Origin of the sequence: Sphingomonas kaistensis (assembly GCF_036884275.1) — a bacterium.
Taxonomy (GTDB): domain Bacteria; phylum Pseudomonadota; class Alphaproteobacteria; order Sphingomonadales; family Sphingomonadaceae; genus Sphingomicrobium; species Sphingomicrobium kaistense_A.
Window position 1 is genome coordinate 1402534 of the sequence record NZ_CP145607.1, and the last position, 16947, is coordinate 1419480.

19 protein-coding genes are annotated in these 16947 nt (G+C 62.6%); 5 read left to right on the top strand and 14 right to left on the bottom strand.

Annotated features, from left to right (window positions below):
- Window positions 1-365: 365 nt before the first annotated feature.
- The 12 genes from V6R86_RS06880 to V6R86_RS06935 are packed head-to-tail and all read right to left on the bottom strand — an operon-like array spanning window position 366 to window position 10312.
- Window positions 366-986 (bottom strand): class I SAM-dependent methyltransferase, encoded by a 621-nt coding sequence (locus V6R86_RS06880; RefSeq protein WP_338503144.1) that lies wholly within the window; start codon window positions 984-986, stop codon window positions 366-368.
- Window positions 987-1036: 50 nt separating this feature from the next.
- Window positions 1037-1936, bottom strand: a complete 900-nt coding sequence (locus V6R86_RS06885; protein WP_338503145.1) for an MBL fold metallo-hydrolase — start codon at window positions 1934-1936, stop codon at window positions 1037-1039.
- A gap of 28 nt (window positions 1937-1964) precedes the next feature.
- Window positions 1965-2777 carry a TlpA disulfide reductase family protein gene (locus V6R86_RS06890; protein ID WP_338503146.1) on the bottom strand — a complete coding sequence of 271 codons (813 nt, stop codon included), beginning with the start codon at window positions 2775-2777 and terminating at the stop codon, window positions 1965-1967.
- 3 nt (window positions 2778-2780) lie between these two features.
- Window positions 2781-3560 (bottom strand): sulfite exporter TauE/SafE family protein, encoded by a 780-nt coding sequence (locus V6R86_RS06895; protein WP_338503147.1) that lies wholly within the window; start codon window positions 3558-3560, stop codon window positions 2781-2783.
- Complete coding sequence (locus V6R86_RS06900) at window positions 3560-4783, bottom strand: FAD/NAD(P)-binding oxidoreductase (protein ID WP_338503149.1); 1224 nt, start codon at window positions 4781-4783, stop codon at window positions 3560-3562. The genes V6R86_RS06895 and V6R86_RS06900 overlap by 1 nt, the downstream gene beginning before the upstream one ends.
- Window positions 4770-5204 (bottom strand): TIGR01244 family sulfur transferase, encoded by a 435-nt coding sequence (locus V6R86_RS06905; protein WP_338503152.1) that lies wholly within the window; start codon window positions 5202-5204, stop codon window positions 4770-4772. The genes V6R86_RS06900 and V6R86_RS06905 overlap by 14 nt, the downstream gene beginning before the upstream one ends.
- Window positions 5205-5207: 3 nt before the next feature.
- Window positions 5208-5654 carry a DUF6691 family protein gene (locus V6R86_RS06910; RefSeq protein WP_338503153.1) on the bottom strand — a complete coding sequence of 149 codons (447 nt, stop codon included), beginning with the start codon at window positions 5652-5654 and terminating at the stop codon, window positions 5208-5210.
- Entirely contained in the window at window positions 5654-6091 is a 438-nt protein-coding gene (locus V6R86_RS06915; RefSeq protein ID WP_338503154.1) for a YeeE/YedE family protein, read from the bottom strand. The genes V6R86_RS06910 and V6R86_RS06915 overlap by 1 nt, the downstream gene beginning before the upstream one ends.
- Window positions 6088-7029 carry an MBL fold metallo-hydrolase gene (locus V6R86_RS06920; protein ID WP_338503156.1) on the bottom strand — a complete coding sequence of 314 codons (942 nt, stop codon included), beginning with the start codon at window positions 7027-7029 and terminating at the stop codon, window positions 6088-6090. The genes V6R86_RS06915 and V6R86_RS06920 overlap by 4 nt, the downstream gene beginning before the upstream one ends.
- Before the next feature lie 4 nt (window positions 7030-7033).
- Window positions 7034-7369: a metalloregulator ArsR/SmtB family transcription factor gene (locus tag V6R86_RS06925; protein WP_338503158.1), complete on the bottom strand. Its 336-nt coding sequence runs from the start codon at window positions 7367-7369 to the stop codon at window positions 7034-7036.
- Between the two features lie 47 nt (window positions 7370-7416).
- Complete coding sequence (locus V6R86_RS06930; RefSeq protein WP_338503160.1) at window positions 7417-9567, bottom strand: protein-disulfide reductase DsbD family protein; 2151 nt, start codon at window positions 9565-9567, stop codon at window positions 7417-7419.
- A gap of 7 nt (window positions 9568-9574) precedes the next feature.
- The gene (locus V6R86_RS06935; RefSeq protein ID WP_338503162.1) at window positions 9575-10312 is read right to left on the bottom strand and encodes a DsbA family protein; all 738 of its coding nucleotides are present in this window, start codon (window positions 10310-10312) and stop codon (window positions 9575-9577) included.
- 86 nt (window positions 10313-10398) lie between these two features.
- Here V6R86_RS06935 and V6R86_RS06940 point away from each other — a divergent pair, with 86 nt between their 5' ends.
- The 5 genes from V6R86_RS06940 (at window position 10399) to V6R86_RS06960 (ending at window position 15002) form a co-directional block, all read left to right on the top strand.
- Window positions 10399-11058, top strand: coding sequence for a response regulator transcription factor (locus tag V6R86_RS06940; protein ID WP_338503164.1), 660 nt, complete (start codon window positions 10399-10401; stop codon window positions 11056-11058).
- Window positions 11055-12413, top strand: coding sequence for an ATP-binding protein (locus tag V6R86_RS06945; RefSeq protein WP_338503166.1), 1359 nt, complete (start codon window positions 11055-11057; stop codon window positions 12411-12413). Before V6R86_RS06940 ends, V6R86_RS06945 begins: the two co-directional genes overlap by 4 nt.
- Before the next feature lie 160 nt (window positions 12414-12573).
- The gene (locus V6R86_RS06950) at window positions 12574-13746 is read left to right on the top strand and encodes a L,D-transpeptidase family protein (RefSeq protein WP_338503168.1); all 1173 of its coding nucleotides are present in this window, start codon (window positions 12574-12576) and stop codon (window positions 13744-13746) included.
- Complete coding sequence (locus V6R86_RS06955; RefSeq protein WP_338503170.1) at window positions 13743-14282, top strand: DsrE family protein; 540 nt, start codon at window positions 13743-13745, stop codon at window positions 14280-14282. The genes V6R86_RS06950 and V6R86_RS06955 overlap by 4 nt, the downstream gene beginning before the upstream one ends.
- Window positions 14283-14306: 24 nt before the next feature.
- Window positions 14307-15002, top strand: a complete 696-nt coding sequence (locus V6R86_RS06960) for a DsbA family protein (protein ID WP_338503172.1) — start codon at window positions 14307-14309, stop codon at window positions 15000-15002.
- Window positions 15003-15212: 210 nt separating this feature from the next.
- Here V6R86_RS06960 and V6R86_RS06965 read toward each other — a convergent pair whose 3' ends face one another.
- Both V6R86_RS06965 and V6R86_RS06970 read right to left on the bottom strand, forming a co-directional pair.
- A complete protein-coding gene (locus V6R86_RS06965; RefSeq protein WP_338503174.1) occupies window positions 15213-16022 on the bottom strand; it encodes a hypothetical protein in 810 nt (269 codons plus the stop codon).
- Between the two features lie 478 nt (window positions 16023-16500).
- Window positions 16501-16944: a YqaA family protein gene (locus tag V6R86_RS06970; RefSeq protein WP_338503176.1), complete on the bottom strand. Its 444-nt coding sequence runs from the start codon at window positions 16942-16944 to the stop codon at window positions 16501-16503.
- Window positions 16945-16947: the final 3 nt, after the last annotated feature.

A 16947-nucleotide genomic window follows, 5' to 3' on the forward strand; every position in this document is an offset into this window, starting at 1 on the left:
CAATGAAGCATCTATGACCGGAATGGGCGCTAGGCCGACGTACCGCTCCGCATGAACGAACGTCCGCTAATCGCCATTGCTCACCCAGAAGTTGCCCGTCCGCGTCCCACCACCAGCAGACCAACGGGTGGTGCTTGCCGGAGCGTCCGCAAGTGGCCGATTGCAGAAAGTCCGGTTGTGGAGGTGAAGGGTCGCAAGCAGACCCTCATGTGGCTTCATTCAGCGCCGCTCGGCTTCAGTTCACTGGTGAAGCTCGCAATGGTTAGCCACCGCGCGCCGCTTGAAGCATGGAAGCAATCGAAGATCGACTGCATTCGGCACCTTGTAAGACGGGTAATCTGGCTCGCATTCCAAAGAACTTGCCGTCAGCTGACTCGTCGAAAAATCGCCCACGTAAAGGTCTGGATGCTGCCCCACGGCGCAAGATGATCGTCAGTCCACCCCTCAACAAACTGCAGGTCGGGACCCATCTCAGCCGCTAGGGAGGATGCGTCATAGCGCCTGACGGGTAGGCCGCTGCAGCGCTCAGGGCCGCTAAGGGCGAACGTCGCCATTATAAGAGCTCCGTCTTGGGCAAGGCCCTGGAGCAGCTTTTCCTTGTAACGCTTGCGGTCATCTGCCTCGACAAGGAAATGAAACACGGCTCGGTCGTGCCAGATGTCCCATTGCCGCTGAGGCGACCAGTTCCGAATGTCGGCCGCAATCCAGTTCACGTCTGTCGCCCGCTGACCGAGCCTAGTTTGTGCCCCCTCGAGTGCCGCCCCGGAGATGTCGAGAACAGCGAGATCTCGCCATCCACGGTCGAGCAACTCGTCCACAAGAGTAGAGGCGCCGCCGCCCACGTCGACAAGGCTCTGTGCAGAACTCGCACCGATCTGCTCCAACGCCTTCAGGCTGGGCCTTGGTATGCTCTGGTGCCAGCTGACCTCCGCTGGGTCTTTGGTTGAGTAGACAGTCTGCCAGTGACGTTCTTCATGGGATTTCATGGCATTCCTCTAAGCGGTATTGAGCACCGTCACATCGTATCAAGGCTGTCTCAGCCCTCGTCTGCCGCTCTAGATGCGAAATAGTTGAGCGGGATTTTTAAGAAGGATCGACCGCAGGACTCCGGCTCGGGGAGGTGGCCAGCGCGTATGTTGACCTGCAGTGCGGCCAACATCAGCTGTGGGAGAGGCAAGGTCGCGTCGCGCTTATTTCGAAGGGCGACGAAGTCCTCCTCCGATCGATTGTTGCCGACATGCTTGTTGCTTCTGCGATGCTCCATCACTGATGCACAGCACTGCGCTTCGCGGCCTTCTGGAGCATAGTCGTGCCCGACGAAGAGGGCGGTTTCCTCAGGCAGTGCCAGGATCTGCTGGATGGAGGCGTAGAGTTCCTTAGGGTTGCCGCCGGGGAAGTCGGCACGGGAAGTCCCGCTGTCCGGCATCATCAAGGTGTCGTGCACAAACGCCACCTCGTCCGTGACATAGGCAATTGAAGCCAGGGTGTGACCGGGCGTGAAGAGAATGCGAACCTCGGTCTCGCCCAACTGAAATTGCTCGCCGTCGGCGAAAAGCCGGTCCCATTGCGAGCCATCGGTGGGCAGACGGTCCAGGCAGTAGATCTCGGCCCAAAGCTTCTGGACCTCGATCACCTTCGTGCCGATCGCGCGCGCGGCCTTCAGCTTCTCGGCAAGGTAAGGCGCGGCTGAGAAATGATCGGCATGCGGATGGGTGTCCAGGATCCATTCAACAGCGAGACCCTGGCGCTCAACATGCTCGAGCAGCTTGTCCGCATTACCTGTGGACGTCGCGCCGGCGTTCATGTCGAAGTCGAGCACCGGGTCGATGATTGCGGCTTTGTTCGAAGCCCTATCCGCCAGCACATATTGCCAGCTTCCGGTCGGCTCGTCCCATAGTGCAGCGACCGTGACCTTTGCGAATTCGAACCTCTGCATGGTATTTCCTCGCTTTGATCCAAACAGTTCAGTGATCTCGTTGCTCCAGGTGTCGCAGCTCGGAGGTGAGCATGGCCCTCGATAGTTCACCGACATGCACCGTCTTGATCTCGCCGGCAGCATTGACGAAAACCGTCGCAGGATACCCACCAGCCTCGATGGCGGCAGCAAGTGAAGCAGTGGTGTCAAGGTAGACCGCGCTGGGCGGCAGACGATTTACCCACAGGAATTCTTCGGCCACCGCGCGCTCTTCTCCGCTGTTCACCAGGAGAATGGGGACCGAGGAGGTTGAAGCCACATCGACCATCATCGGCATCTCGCGGCGGCATGGAAGGCACCAGCTTGCCCACAGATTGATGACCATCGGCTGGCCGCGCAACTTGGACAGATCCAGACTTTCACCGGCCAGCTTCTGGACTGCAATTCCGGCTGGAAACGGGCGCGGTGCGGGTGTCAGCAGCTGCGATGAGCCGATGTATGCTCCGCTAAGCATGAGTATGGCGCCCGCCATCAGCAGCGACGATGGGCGCAGGCGCAGCTTCCACAGGGTGACGAGGACCGCGGCCGCGACCCCGGCCACCAGTGAAAAACCTCCCTGCCAGAACGCGAGGATCGAGGCTGGCTCGACAGCGAACGCCTCCCAGTTGATTATGGCGTATCCGAGCCTTGCAGCCACGAGCCCCGTCACCAGCGCCCACCAGCCTGCGCCCTCTGCGCTCTCATCTGCTCTCTTGCTCACCATGATGGCGATGAGGAGGAAAACAGAGATGAGAACGAGCGCCAGAACTCGATCGGTAGCCAGCAACAAAGGACCGATTTCTACGGCTTGTGGGAACGACATCACCTAGAACGCCGCGCCCGCGCTCTTCCACAGCATGTAGGCGGCGACCACGAAGATCAGGACGGCGAAGATGCTGGTCAACTGACCCGAGCTCGACAGACGCTTGGCGGCGCGCGTGCCGGCGAAGCTTCCGACGACACCGCCGGCGATGAAGACGCCGGCGAGGACCCAGTCGACGAGACCCGAGAAGGCGTAATTGGCGGCAGTCGTCAGGCCGAAGGCGGTCACCGCGACAAGGCTGGTGCCGACCGCGTTGATCATCGGCATGCCGGTCGACGCGATCAGGCCTGGCACGATCAAGAAGCCGCCGCCGATCCCGAAGAAGCCCGAGAAGCCTCCGGTCCCAAGGCCAGCCCCGAGCACCTTGCCGGCATTTGTGCGATCGCACTGAGCGCCTGCCTCGCCCTCATGCTTGCGGCGGCGGAGCATGAGGATGCCGACCACGATCATCACGATGGCGAAGAGGAAGAGAAGCTTCTGGCCATCAAAGGCCTTGCCCGCAGTCGACCCGAAGAAGGCGCCGATGACGCCAGCACCCGCGTACATCAGGCCGCAACGCCATTTCACCGTACCCGCGCGGGCGTGATTGGCGAGACCGGTCGCGGCATTGGCGGCCACCGCAAGGGCACTGGTGCCAATCGCGACATGTGGGCTCTGGACGCCGACCAGATAGACCATCAGCGGCACGGCGAGAATTGATCCACCGCCGCCGACAAGGCCGAGGGTGAAGCCGACGAGGCTGCCCGACAGCAGGCCGAGGATGTATTGTACGGTGTCGAGCATCACGCGGCCTTCTTCAGTTCGGCGGGCGCGGCCATCCACTCCCGGCCTTTAAGCATCGCGTCCCAGTAGATGGCGGGAAGCAGATCTTTCTTGAGGTGCCAGGCGAGCCGCGACGGCTTTGTCCCGTCGATCACGAACTTCGGGAAGCTTGGCAGAAGCGTTCCGCCGTAACCGAACTCGGCCAGCAGGATCTTGCCGTTCTCAACGGTAAGCGGGCAGCTGCCGTAGCCATCGTAGGCGGCTCTCAACGGCTTGGCGGCCAACACTGCAAGGGCATTGCCGGCAACGACCGGGGCTTGCTTGCGCACCGCCGCCGCCGTCTTGGCATTGGGCATGTTGCCGATGTCGCCAATGGCGAAGACGTTCGGAAAAATGAGATGCTGAAGCGTCTGCTGGTCGACGTCGACGTAGCCGCTCTTGTCCGACAGGAAGCTGTTTGCAACGACCTCCAGCGGCTTTTGAGGCGGCGTGACGTGTAGCATGTCGAAGCTGCGGGTTTCCACCGCATTGCCAGACTTGAATGTCGCAAGCCGGGCTGGGCCATCCACGGCGATCAGGTTGCTGCCAAAATTGGTCTCGATGCCGTAGCGATCGATCGTCCGCTCCAGCGCCGGGACGTAATCCTTGACGCCGAAGATTGTGGGCGCAGCGCTGTGGAACGCAACATGGACATCATCGAGAACGCCTTCGCGTTCCCAGTGATTGGCAGACAGATACATGGCCTTCTGCGGCGCGCCGGCGCACTTGATCGGCATGGGCGGCTGAGTGAAGAGCGCCGCGCCTGACCGAAGATTGCGAGTCAGTTCCCACGTGTACGGGGCAAGGTCGGGACGGTAGTTCGAAGTCACGCCATTGCGACCGAGCGTCCCCGTCAGGCCCTCAATTGCGTCGAAGTCGAGCCGATTGCCGGTGGCGACAATCAGTACACGGTACGAGAGGATCTCACCGTCGCCGAGAATGACCTCGTCATTGCCCGGATCGAATGCCTTTACGGACGTCTGTAGCCATGTCGTGCCCTTCGGCATGACCTTGGCCATTGGCCGGCGAACATCACCGATGGTGAAGACGCCGGCACCGATCAGGGTGTAGCCCGGTTGATAGTCGTGGGTCTCGCGTGGCTCGACCACGGCGATGTCGAGGCTAGGCTTGCGGCGGAGCAGCGAAGCAGCCGCTGCGAGGCCGCCGGCGCCGCCGCCCACGATGACAACGTCATGCTTGAGCATCGTCAGTCTCCCGCGACAGGCGTTGGCGGAAGGGCTCGAGATCGTAGCCTTCCTTGGCGGCAATCGCGATCCGCTCATCGACCGTGAGGTTGGCCTGATTGGCCAAAGCCCACAGCAGGGCGGCGCGGGTACCGCTACGGCAGAAGACGGCGATCGGCTTTGGTAGCGTCTCGAGAGCGTTCCGGAACTCCGCGATTTGCTCGTCAGTGATCTGGCCCATGACGACGGGCAGGTGGCGAGCCTCAAGGCCCTGCGCGGACGCGGCCGCCTCAAGTTCGGCCCACGCGGGCTGATCCTCGCTCTCGCCTTCCGGTCGATTGCCGATGATCGAACGATAGCCGCGCTCAGCGAGTTCGGCGATGTCGTCAGCTGACGGCTGGGCAAGGGCGGTGACGTTCGGGGTGAGGACAGCAAGCTTCATGGTCTAGGCTCCTTGAGCAGTGAGCGCGCGGCGCTCGGGGATGAGGCGGTGTGCGGCCATGCCGACGAGCATGGCGGCGACGAACGGGAGGACTCCGACGGGCGCCAAGGCGAGGGAGGCGATGGCGGGGCCGGGGCACAGGCCGGCGATCCCCCAACCGATCCCGAACAGTGCGGAGCCGGTGATGAGCTTGCCGTCGAGGTCGGTACGGTCAGGCAAAACAAAGCGCTCACCGAATAGCGGACGCGCCATCCCTGCCTGCAGGCGCCAGGCGAGGGCCATGACGATGACAGCTCCGCCCATAACGAAGGCCAGGGTCGGGTCCCACGCGCCAAACAGGTCGAGGAAGCCGCGCACCCGTGCCGGATCGGTCATCCCGCCGATGCTGAGGCCGCCGCCGAACAGCGCTCCGGACAACAGCGGCGGAAGGAAGCCTCGTGCAATACTCATCACAGGCCTCCCAAGAGGTTGGTAACGGCAACAGTGGTGATGCCCGCTGCCATGAAGGTGGCGGTGGCGATCATCGAGCGCTGCGAGAGGCGGCTGACGCCGCAGACGCCGTGTCCGCTCGTGCATCCGCTTCCCATCCGCGTGCCGAAGCCAACCAGAAGGCCGGCGACGACGAGGATCGGCCAGGAGGCGAACTGAGATTGTCCCTGTCCCGTGATCGCAGCGACAGTGAGGGCGCCGAGCGGCAGGCCGATCAGGAACATCCAAGCACTGCCGCGCGACATGCCGCTGTCGGCGAGGCCGGTGGCACGCGCGGTGATACCCGACACGCCGGCGATCCGACCGGCCCCAAGCAGCATCAGCGCCGCCGCAAGGCCGATCATCACACCGCCGATCAGTCCATGCAGCGGCTGCGCGTTGGCGAACAGCTCGCTCATAGCAGGTCGATCGGCTGCTTGAGGTAGCGCACGCCATTGTCTTCCGGCTCGGGCAGGTGCCCGCCGCGCATGTTCACCTGCAGCGAAGGCAGGATGAGCTTAGGCATCGACAAGGTCGCATCGCGCTGGGTGCGCATGGCCACGAAATCGTCCTCGCTCACACCCTCGTGGATGTGGACGTTGGCGGTGCGCTCGACGAGCATGGTGGTTTCCCACACATACTCGTCACGGTTTGGCGCCTTGTAGTCGTGGCAGAGAAACACGCGGGTCTCGTCAGGCAGCTTCATTAGCCGGCGTACCGAGCGATAGAGCTGCCGCGCGTCACCGCCAGGGAAGTCCGCGCGGGCCGAGCCATAGTCAGGCATGAACATCGTATCGCCGGTGAAGAGCGCGTCGCCTACGACATAGGCCATGTCGGCCGGGGTGTGGCCGGGCACGTGTAGCGCAATCAACGGGATGCCGCCGATGTCGAGCACGTCGCCATCGTCGAGCAGCCGGTCGAACTGCGACCCGTCGCGGGCAAATTCGGTGCCGTCGTTGAAGATCTTCCCGAACACGCCCTGCACGGTCACGATCTCGCGCCCGATCGCCATCTTCCCACCCAACTTCTGCTGGAGGTACGGCGCCGCCGACAGGTGATCGGCATGGGCGTGGGTCTCAAGGATCCAGTCTACCGTCAGGCCCTGCTCCTCGACATACGCGACGATCTTGTCGGCGCTGTCGAAGCTGGTCCGGCCCGAAGCGTGATCAAAGTTCCAGACGCTATCGATGATTGCCGCGCGCTTGGTCGCCACGTCGCTGACGACATAGCTGACGGTGAAGGTCGGCTCGTCGAAGAAGCCCTTTACCTGCGGTGCGCGAAGCTCACCGTGAAGGACATCAGTGACCTGCGCAAAGGCATGATCGATGTGGCGATCGTTGGTTGAAGAGGTGGTCATCAGACTAGCTCCTGCTGGAATGCTTAGCCCCGAGCTCGGGGCAGAAAAGGTCGTGAAGAAGCGCGAGGACCTGCTGCGCCTTGGGATCGCAGACGCTGTAGAAAACCGTCTGCGACTCCTTGCGGGTGGCGACGAGGCCCTCCTCACGGAGCTTGGCAAGGTGCTGCGACAGGGCTGACTGACCAAGCCCGACGCGGTCCTGAAGCTGCCCGACCGAAAGCTCGCCCTCGGCCGCAAGGTGACAGAGCACCAGTAGCCGGCACTCGTTGGCCATCGATTTGAGCAGGCCCACGGCCTTCTCGGCTTGGGCACTGAACTGAGCGAGAAGCTCCGTATCCATGCGACTCTTCATAAGATATCGCTTATTTAGAACATTCTAATGTTGTGTCAAGTCTGGATGGCGGCGGCTCGCTCCACGAGCATCTTCGATGTCAGCAACTGCGGCATAATCTCGGGCGGTTTTCCCGGTGCTACGAAGAGGTAGAAGGGAATGCTGTTGCGCCCCTGCCGGGAGAGGAATCGCGTGATCATCGGATCGCCGTTGGTCCAATCCCCTCGCAGCGTCACCACGCCAGCCTTCTCGAACGCATCTCTCGTGGCTGGCCGCTCTATGGCGACCTTCTCGTTGACCTTGCAGGTAAGGCACCAGTCTGCGGTGAAGTCGACAAAGACGGGAGTGCCGGCTCTTCGAAGCTCGGCAAGTCGCTTCTCCGTGAAGGGCTCGACCCCGCCGATCGTAGGTGCCGGCACGGCGGCGAGCGATCTCGGTGGTGCGGTGACGAGAAGCAGGCCGATCGCTGCTGCGACCGGCGCTAGCGGAAACCAGCTCCTCGTCTGCCCACCCTGTTGACGCAGGCCGACCCACCACAAACCGACCGCAACCGAAAGCGCAGCAAGCGTTCCTGCCGTCATCGCGGACGTGCCGCCTTGCCGACCCAACAGCCACAGCAACCCGACGGTCGTCAGCAGCATCGGAAACGCGAGGATACGCCGAAAGGTCAGCATCCATGGTCCTGGTCGTGGCAACCAGCGACGGCTCGCCGGGACGTAAGCGAGGATCAGGAACGGCAAGGCAAGGCCAAGACCCAGGCCGAGAAAAATCAGCATGGCGCCCACAGGCGCGAGCAGCATGGCAGCGCCGAGGGCCGTTGCCATGAACGGACCGCTGCACGGCGTGGCGATGAAGGCCGCTGTCGCTCCGGTGGCGACGGATCCGGCCACACCCTGACCATCTGACTTGCCGACGCTCAGCGATGGCAGTTCGAACAGGCCGGCAAAATTGAGGGCGATGGCGAAGCTGAGAAGCAGAAGCCCGAAGATCACTCCAGGGTTCTGAAGTTGGAAGGACCAGCCCACTTCCACCCCGGCCTGGCGCAGGAGGAGGATGACCCCGCCGAGCGCGCCCGTACCGAGCAGCGCTCCCGCCGTGTAGCCGAGTGCCTCAGTTCGCGCACCGCGCTCTGAGGCTCCCGAACGGGCAAGGCTAAGCGCTTTCAGGCTGAGGATGGGGAACACGCACGGCATAAGATTGAGCAGCAAGCCGCCGAGGATGGCGCCTGCGACCGCCAGGAGCAGCGAGGCAGCCGGCGTTGACGAGGCGGGCCGGTCAGAGGCGCCGACGATCGGATCAGCAGATGACGCAGGCACAGTGACGATCTGGCCGGGCTTCGCCGAGTTCTCAGCGGCTTCCTGATCCGCAGGATCGGCAGCCCCTGCCTCGCTGGTAAGCGTCACTTCCAAGGGCAACCTATCGCTGGCCCTTTCCGTTGCCGCCGCAGTCCTTACGAACCGCATTCTAAACGCCGCAGCCCCATCCTGGACGATCCCGCTGATCGTCGTCGGCGGATCACCGGAAAGAGTGCCCGTCAACTTGCCAGCGATCAGGCCCGTTGTTGATGCATCCAGGTAGCCGTTCTCGTCCGGGAAGAAGCGAGGGCGGCTTGAACCTATGCGCGCTCCCTCGGGCAATGCGAGAAGCAGCTTCCGTCCTTCTACCGTGTAGCTGCCGTCCGCAGCGACCATGCGCGGCAGGGCAGCCTGCGCCCGTCGGATCGCCGAGGCATCGGCGCTCGCTTCGCCGTTGCCCGCTGTGAGCTCGACCTCGACGACAGCGCGCTCTGGGACGCACAGGCTGTCCGAGCAGGCCAGCCAGCTCACGCTCGCTTCCACCGGAAGCTTGGTCCCCGGCGCTACGCTCGCCGGCACTCGAACGGACGAGACAAGGACGTGTTCGCCCGAATGCACATTGCTGGTGATCCCGGCCACCCGCAGGATCGTCGGCGAGGGGTGACGCAAAGCGCCGAAGGTCAGGCCCTCGGGAGCGGTCCACTCCACCTGCGGCGGCAGTCCGCTGTCGCCGGGATTACTCCAATAGCCATGCCAGCCGGCCTTCGGCTGAAAGCGAAGGCCGAGGGTGATCGTACTGCCGGGCTTCGGTTTCGCTGTGCTGGCAACGAGCGATACGGCAATGCGCTGCTCACGCGCTTCGGCAGCAGTCGACCAGGAGAGTAGAGCCAGCAGCGCAAGAACTAACTGCATGGCGACCTCAGATCCCTTCGGGTTGCGGGGGAATGAAGTTCTTGGGCTTGGCCGCCTTCCGAGCGATCGCCACAGCTTCCTTGAGGTCCTTCAGGTCGAGCCCGCCCGCGTAGAGGGTGTCCTCGACGATGAAGCCCGGAGTCCCCGCAAGATCGAGCTGGATTGCCTGCGCGTCGTTGCGCTCCAGCAGATCGTCGACCTCTACCCCCCGCGTCTTGAGATCGCTTTCGAGCTTCGCCCAATTCAGGTCCGCCTTCACCGCTGCAGCCTTAATCGACTGCTCGGAAAGCGGACGCGGCGACTTCATCAGCGCATCGTGAAATGGAGCATGTTTGTTCTGCCACTGGCTGGCGATCGCCAAGCGGGCGGCTCGTCGCGACTGCGGGCCGAAGATCGGCCAGTCGCGGTAGATGATCCGAACCTTCTTATCCGCCGCAGACAGCTTCATAAGGGCGTCGTGTGAGGTCCGACACACCGGACACTGATAGTCGGTATATTCCACGATTGTGACGTCGTAGCTCGCCGGTCTCACGGTTGGCGCCAGTGCGTCCTCAAGGAAGAACTTGCGGGTTTCCTCGGCGCTGGGCTCAGCTTGGGTGTCAACCTCGGCTTGGCTCGGCGGAGACTTGGCAGGTTCGCCGCTCGAGAAGGCAATGGCGGAAGCCGATCCGGCTCCAACAAGGGCCAATGCTGCAAGGATGCTCTTCAATGTCTCTCTCCAACAGGGAGATGGCGCACAGGCCATCAAGCCTCGCGGAACCAGCCGCTTGAGCTTAAGTCAGCCTTAAGCCGGGCCCGGCAGCGGAAGCCTTGGCAAGTGAGCGAGACGCAATGAGAGTGTTGGTCGTCGAGGATGATGAGGTGCTGCGGGAGGCCGTGGAAGCCGGGCTCGCGCTCGCCGGCTTCACGGTCGATACGGTCGACAATCTCCTCGACGCGAAAGCTGCTGCCACCGACTGGAGCTACGACGCCATCGTTCTCGATCTCGCCCTTCCCGATGGCTTCGGCCTGGATCTCCTCCAGGAGTGGCGAAGGGCGGGGAGGTCGACGCCGGTGCTGCTCCTCACTGCCAGGAACGCGACCCAGGATAGGATCACTGGCCTAGACAGCGGGGCTGACGATTACGTCGGCAAGCCATTCGACTTGAACGAGCTTGCGGCACGGCTTCGCGCCATCGTCCGTCGCGGCCAGGGGCGCGCCGCTCCGCTGCTTGAATGGGCGGACCTGAGCCTCGACCCTGCCAATCGCGTAGTCACCAAGGCTGGGGAGAGCCTGACCCTTTCTCGCCGCGAGTTCACCATCCTCCAAGCTCTGATGGAGCATCCCGAGAGATTGTCATCGAGAGCACAACTCGAGGAGCGGCTCTACGGCTGGCAGGAAGAAGTCGAGAGCAACACCGTCGAGGTGCACATCCACAACCTTAGGGCCAAACTGGGGCGCAATTCCATTGAGACCGTCCGGGGCGAAGGTTACAGGATGGGCCGAGCATGACGTCGATCCGCTGGCGCCTCTTCGCTCTGCTTCTCTCCGCCACCGTGCTCGTCTGGTCTGCAGCGGCCGCCTGGATCTACGTCAGCACCCGTAGCGACGTTCAGCGAGTGCTCGACAACCGGTTGGTCGAGGCTGCCGGCATGGTCGGCTCGCTGGCTCGCAACAGTGCGCGGACGCTGCAAGCAGCTCCGGACGAGCGTACGCTCCCGGTGGAAACGCATGTGGGACGGCAACTTTCCTGCCAGATCTGGACCTTGGATGGACGCTTAGTAGGCCGCTCTGGGAGCGCACCCAGTGTGCCCCTCTCGGCGGGTGACAATGGCTTCTCCGAGCGGATCATCAACGGCGAAGAATGGCGGGTCTACACCCTGGTCGAACCCGAAGCCGGGCTGCGCATCCTGGTTGGCGACAACCTCAAGGTCCGGCGCAATCTGACGGCCGACGTGATGGCAGGGCTGCTTCTTCCCGCGTTGGCTGGCGTCATCGCCCTTGCCGTTCTCCTGTGGTCGGCAGTCGGCAGGGGCTTGAGGCCCCTGCAACAAGTTGCCGACGAGCTTTCCAAGCGCGACCCCGGTGACACGGACGCCCTCACCGTAGAACTGCCAAGTCGCGAGCTGCGGCCTTTGGTGGACGCGATCAACGGCCTATTCGGGCGCTTCGAGGAACTCCGCGCGACCGAGCGCCATTTCATCGCCAGCGCGGCTCACGAATTGCAGACCCCACTGGCTGGCCTAAAGGCGCATGCTCAGGTCGCCGTTGCCGCTGACGACCCAATCCTCCGAGACAAGTCGCTGCGAAGCATTCAGCTGTCAGTGGACCGCACGTCGCGGCTTGTAGAGCAGTTGCTCGACCTCGCCCGCGAGGAAGCGGTCTCGTTGACAACTGGAGCGGGCTGGAGCTCGCTTGGCACGGTGGTCCGGATGGTCGAGGACGAAATGCGGATCGATTTAGACCGGCGCGCCGTGCGCCTTGAGCTGAACCCGAAGGCAGCGAGCACTGAAGTGCGCGCGGATGAAGCATCACTGACCCTCGCCCTGCGAAATCTTATTCGAAATGCTGTCGAGCACGCGCCCGAAGAGTCGCGAGTGCTCGTCGATGTTGCCGATCAAGGGTCTTCTGCGGCGATCCGTGTTCTCGATGAAGGCCCCGGAATTCCGACTGAGGAATTGCCAAACATTCGTGAGCGCTTTGTTCGCGGCCGTCGCGCGAAGGGACCAGGAAGTGGCCTCGGCCTTTCCATTGTCGAGTTGGTCGGGGCCCGTTTCGGAGCCGTGCTACGGCTCGCCAATCGGCCCGGCGGCGGCCTGGAGGCGAGCCTGGAGCTGCCTTCCGAGGCGATCAGGGCGACGCCATAAGCTTGGCTTAAGGCTGGGCTTCCATCCGTCAGGTCCCCTGGAGCCCGACGTCATGATATCCCGACCCTTTCTCGCGCCCGTCGTAGCCCTTTCCCTGCTCGGATTGGGCGCCCCCGCAGCGGCTCAGTCGTCTCCCTCGGCGGCACAGATCTCTGCGGAAGTGGATGCTTTTCACAGATACGGCTTCGACCAACCCTTTTGGACGCCGGCCGCCGTCGAAGCGTTGCTGCGAGTTCTTGAAACCAGTGCGGTCGATGGTCTGGCGCCGCAAAGTTTTTCGGCCGCAAGGCTGCGCGACCTGGCGGCCAAGACGATGGCAGACCCTCGTCGCGACCGACGCACCATGGACTTGGCCTTGTCAGTGGCCTTCGTTCGCTACGCTGCAGCGTTGGCTCAGGCCGGAGATACCGGCGTGACCTATGTCGACCCAGCAGCACGGCCGCGTCCGGTACGACCGACCTTGCTCCTCCTTCGAGCGCGCGAAAGCGGATCGGTACAGACCTTCATCGAGGAAATGGCATGGATGAACCCCATCTATGCTCAACTCCGCCAGGAGCTTCTGGCCAGCGGGGATGACGCGACGCGAGCATCGCTGCTCAGCCTCAACCTCAAACGAGCTCGCGCTCTTCCCCGAGGTCCGGCTCGCTACATCCTCGTCAACATTCCCTCGGCTCGATTGGAAGTTCGCGAAGGCACCCGCATCCTCGAAAGCATGAAGGTAGTGGTCGGCATGAAGCACACGCAGACGCCGGAGATGGCGGGTATGATGCGCTACGCCATCCAGAACCCGTCCTGGCACATTCCGACCGATATCACCCGCGACAAAGTGGCGCCCCGAGTACTCAAGGAGGGTACGGCTTATCTTAGGTCGAAGGAGTATGAGGTGCTTTCCGACTTCGGCCCGGCCCCGAAGGTACTCGACCCCACGAAGGTCGACTGGAAGGCCGTCGTCGAAGGCCGGATTGAGGCCTTCGTCCGGCAGAAGCCTGGGCCCACCAGCGGTCTGGGCAAAATTGTCTTCAAGTTCCCCAATGAGATGGGGATCTACCTTCACGACACACCGGGTAAGGGCCTTTTCAAGCAGGATGATCGGCTGGCCAGCGCGGGCTGTGTCAGGCTTGAAGATCCCGATGGCCTGTCGAAGCTCATCCTCGGGGATGCTCTCGACCCGACGGTGAAGGAAACCGACAAATACGTGCCGCTGCCCCGGCCCGTCCCGGTCTACCTGTCTTACCTCACGGCCTATCCGGTCGATGGGAAACTCGTCGTCCAGCGAGACATCTACAACAAGGACAAGCTTGAATCTGTAAAGCACGAGGGGGAAGACTCGTGATCGCGCCGGCAATGCTTTCGTTTCTCGCTGCCGTCAGCTTGGACGCGGCTGAGGCGATGAACGAGCGGAGCAGTCCCGCGATCGCGCGGTATGGATCGATCGTGCCTGTCCCTGGCGCCGCAATGCGAGCGGACCCCAAGCTCAACTACCGGGTGGCGTTCAGCGTCACCAAGGCCGCAACTCGATCGGACCAGATCAATCCGGGCCTTGAGAAGGTCGCCAGGTATGTGAACCTGCTGCGCGCGGAAGGCGTGCCAGGCCGCCGTGTCTCGATTGTAGTCGCCGTCCATGGCGCCGCCACGAGTTCCTTGCTGACCGACGAAGCTCACGTTTTGAGGTACCGCAGCCCGAATCCCAACGTCGAACTTGTCACTGGTCTGCGGGAAGCTGGTGTGAGCGTTCACGTCTGCGGGCAGGCCCTCGCCGGCCAGAAGATCGAGCGCACCAGCATTCTACCCGGCGTTCTTGTCGACCTTTCCGCCTTGGTGACGCTGACGACCCTTCAACTAAAGGGCTGGGCGCTTGTCACGGACTGACTTCGTCTGCGCTGCAGGGGTTCGATGGCGGCTCGCAACGCCGTCGCTGCGACGGAGCAAGATATCTGGGTCATCCTCATGGCAAGCCTGACCCGCAGAGAGACGCTTTCCCTACTCGGGGTAGCCGTGGCTGGATCGGCGGCAAGCGTCGTTCTTCAGAGGACCGCCCCCCTCGGCCGAGACGTCCACGACAACCCCGCCGCCAAGAGCATTCTGAAAGACACTGATTGGCCCTCCTTCGGCCCTGCGGATGCTGATCTTACCGTCGTCACCTTCACCGACTACAGGTGCCCGGCCTGTCTTTATGCGGCTCCCAAGCTTGATGAGGCTGTCGCAAAGGATGGCAAGGTCAGACTAGTCTATCGTGATTGGCCCATCTTCGGCGCACAATCAGAAGAGGCTGCGCGTGCCGCCATCGCAGCCCATCTTCACGGCCGCTACGTCGCGATGCACAAGGCGCTGATGGCAAGCAGAGTGCCATTCACTTCCGCCTCAATCATGCAGATCGCTGCCGGGGCTGGCATCGACACGCAGCGGCTAAGTGCCGATTTGCAGTCGCGATCTGAGGTCATCGCTCGGAGGCTCGCGCGCAACCGCTTAGATGCGGCCCGGCTCAGATTACCGGGTACACCCGGGTACCTAATCGGTCACCTGCTCGTCGTCGGAGCCTTGCAAGCGGATGAGTTCGCCACCGCCTTCCTGAGCGCGAGGAAGCTCTAGAAGGCCCTCTTTACGTCCGCTTTCGGATGCGCCCCTTGCGATGATGAACGACCGCGATGGGCGCTAAGCCGACGTTTTGGTCCGCCTGAACGAACGGCAGCTTATCTGCATTGCTCACCCAGAAGCTGCCAGTCTGCTTGCCACCACGTGCCGCTGCTCAGGCCGGCCTGTCCCTGAACGTCTGCTTGTGCTGGAAGCGGACATCAGCAGCTAAGCTTGCGACGCTCCTCCTTTGAGGTGGCCCCCAGCACGCTGCGGTACAATCAGTATCATCAGCACGATAGCTGCGGCGAGCGCAGCAGTTGCGAGCGGTCGGCTAAACTCCAGCCCTCCCTTTGCAATCGGCTTATCCAGAAAGTCGCCAACTGTGGCCCCAAGTGGTCGCGTGAGGATGAAAGCCGACCAGAAGAGTAAGACGCGCGATACGTTAGTGAAAAAGTAGAGCGCTGCTAGGACGGCTAACCCTAACCCAAAGAGTAGGGCCGCTCCTGAGTAGCCGAGAGAGCCATCAGCGACCCAATCGCCCAGAGCAGTGCCGAGTGTCTGCGAGAAGGTGATTGTGAGCCAGTAGAAGGTTTCGGCTCGTGCATTGTCGATGCGATTGACGTCAACGCTCCCGAGTGCACGATGCCAACTGAATAGCGAGATTGCGACTAAGCTGAACAAAAGCAAAGAGCCACCCGGATAGCCAAGCCCAATCGATCGGGTTGCAAAGTCGGCCAGCGTCGTTCCTGCGGTCGTTGATGCTATGATTGTCGCCCAGTAGAGCCAAGGATTGAAACGGCGTGCTCTGATTTGCAGCCAAGCCAGAGCTACTAGCAACAGACCAAAGATTGCTGTTCCAACAAGGTAGCCGTTGACACCGTTGCTCGCTGCGTTGGGGGTTGTCTCACCCAGCCAACTCATACTCACGGCATCGCCGCCGGTTTCACCGAGAGTAGTAGCGAGTATCTTGATGACCCAAAAAGCGAGCGTCACCGCAGGAACCTTGCTCATGGCATCCTCAGCACGGTTGCTCATTTTGAGACCTCCTCACCTCCGAAGCCTTTATGGTCGCCGCTACCAGCATGAGCAATGGGTCGATGTCTCCGCGCCGATGGACGTTGCAGAGGGGCAGAGCGCAGAAGCTAGAGACGTGTCCCTGGTCGCGGGCCTGCCCAGACCGTGAGGCTATAAAAAGCTATCGTGACCAAGCACCCGCCTAGGACTGATAACAATCCCCCAGCTGGACTTTAAGGTATCTGCGCAGAAAATTGTAGCGGCGGACGCCGTCGGGCTGGGTCGTTCCCGCGCGCCCGAGGCTGCGATCGACGGCGATCCATGGGTCAGGAGCTGTTCGCCCCGTGGCTGGCGTCGGGGCGGCAGCAAGGATCGGCCATGCCGCCGCCGATACCGCCAACGCCTGAGGAGTTGTTAGCTTCATCATGCGGCTACTCCATGAAACGAGAAGCAGGGTCTCATGATCGAGGCCGCCAATCAATCAGTGGCTCGCAGTCGTCTACGCTGGCCGAATGCCCGCGACCGCGAGTGCCACCACTAAATAGCGCCCTGCCTTGGCGAGCAGCACCAGAAGGAAGAAGGGAAGCAGCCGGACCTTCAGCATGCCGGCGATGACCGTCAGCGGATCGCCGATCACCGGGACCCAGGACAGCAGCAGCGACCACTTGCCCCAGCGCGCATACCAGCGCTCGGCCCGTTCGAGCGCGGCGGGCCTTACAGGAAACCACTTGCGGTCGCGGAAGCGTTCGAGGAAGCGCCCGAGTGCCCAGTTCAGTACTGAACCAAGCACGTTGCCGGCGGTCGCCACCAGCAGCAGCATCGTCCAGTCAAGTGTGCGCTGACCGAGCAGGTAGGCGAGCAAGATCTCGGATTGAGCGGGAAAAATGGTCGCGGCAAGGAAGGCGGCGCCGAATAGGCTCAGGTACGCCGCACTTCCGGTCATTTG